The sequence below is a fragment of the Streptomyces sp. NPDC015139 genome, assembly GCF_043079785.1.
Classification (GTDB): domain Bacteria; phylum Actinomycetota; class Actinomycetes; order Streptomycetales; family Streptomycetaceae; genus Streptomyces; species Streptomyces albidocamelliae.
Genome location: NZ_JBIBUW010000066.1, coordinates 1 through 1757 on the forward strand (window position 1 = coordinate 1; position 1757 = coordinate 1757).

General features: G+C 70.5%; 1 protein-coding gene. It reads left to right on the top strand.

Annotated elements, in window-relative coordinates; all coding sequences use genetic code 11:
* Positions 1 to 1757: acetate--CoA ligase (gene acs / locus ACF08B_RS41635; RefSeq protein WP_392322229.1), on the top strand; the 1757-nt coding region annotated here is incomplete at both ends.

Here is a 1757-nt window from a genome sequence, read left to right on the forward strand (position 1 = left end):
GAGAGCCTGGCCAACCTGCTCAAGGAAGAACGCAGGTTCGCGCCGCCCGCCGACCTGGCCGCGCACGCCAATGTCACCGCGGAGGCGTACGAACAGGCCAAGGCTGACAGGCTCGGCTTCTGGGCCGAGCAGGCCCGCCGGCTGACCTGGGCCAAGGAGCCGACCGAGACGCTGGACTGGTCGAACCCGCCGTTCGCCAAGTGGTTCAAGGACGGCGAGCTGAACGTCGCGTACAACTGCGTGGACCGGCATGTGGAGGCCGGGCACGGGGACCGCGTCGCCATCCACTTCGAGGGTGAGCCCGGTGACAGCCGCGCGATCACCTACGCGGAGCTGAAGGACGAGGTCTCCAAGGCCGCCAACGCCCTTCTGGAGCTGGGCGTCCGCAAGGGCGACCGGGTCGCCATCTACATGCCGATGATCCCGGAGACGGCGATCGCGATGCTGGCCTCGGCCCGCATCGGCGCCGCGCACTCGGTCGTCTTCGGCGGCTTCTCCGCGGACGCGCTCGCGACCCGCATCCAGGACGCGGACGCCAAGGTCGTCATCACGTCCGACGGCGGCTACCGGCGCGGCAAGCCGTCCGCGCTGAAGCCGGCCGTCGACGAGGCGGTCGCGAAGGCGGGCAACGTCGAGCACGTGCTCGTGGTGCGCCGTACGGGGCAGGACGTGGCCTGGAACGGCGAGCGCGACACCTGGTGGCACGAGCTCGTCGAGCGGCAGTCCGCCGAGCACACCCCGGAGGCGTTCGAGGCGGAGCACCCGCTGTTCATCCTCTACACCTCCGGCACCACCGGGAAGCCCAAGGGCATCCTGCACACCTCCGGCGGCTACCTCACCCAGACGGCGTACACCCACTGGGCGGTCTTCGACCTCAAGCCGGAGACGGACGTGTACTGGTGCACGGCCGACGTCGGCTGGGTGACCGGGCACTCCTACATCGTCTACGGCCCGCTCGCCAACGGCGCGACGCAGGTGATGTACGAGGGCACGCCGGACACCCCGCACCAGGGGCGGTTCTGGGAGATCGTGCAGAAGTACGGCGTGACGATCCTCTACACCGCGCCCACCGCGATCCGGACGTTCATGAAGTGGGGCGACGACATCCCCGCCAAGTTCGACCTCGGCAGCCTGCGGGTGCTCGGATCGGTCGGCGAGCCCATCAACCCCGAGGCGTGGATCTGGTACCGCAAGCACATCGGCGCCGACCGGACGCCCGTCGTGGACACCTGGTGGCAGACCGAGACCGGCGCGATGATGATCTCGCCGCTGCCCGGCGTCACCGAGGCCAAGCCCGGTTCGGCGCAGCGCCCGCTGCCCGGCATCAGCGCGACGGTGGTCGACGACGAGGCGCACGAGGTGCCCCACGGCGGCGGTGGCTACCTGGTGCTGACCGAGCCGTGGCCGTCGATGCTGCGCACCATCTGGGGCGACGACCAGCGTTTCCTCGACACCTACTGGTCCCGCTTCGAGGGCAAGTACTTCGCCGGTGACGGTGCGAAGAAGGACGACGACGGGGACATCTGGCTGCTGGGCCGGGTCGACGACGTCATGCTCGTCTCCGGGCACAACATCTCCACCACCGAGGTGGAGTCGGCGCTCGTCTCGCACCCGTCGGTCGCCGAGGCGGCCGTCGTCGGCGCCGCCGACGAGACCACCGGCCAGGCGATCGTCGCCTTCGTGATCCTGCGGGGCACGGCCGCGGAGACCGAGGCGCTCGTCGGCGAGCTGCGCGACCACGTGGGCGCGACGCTCGG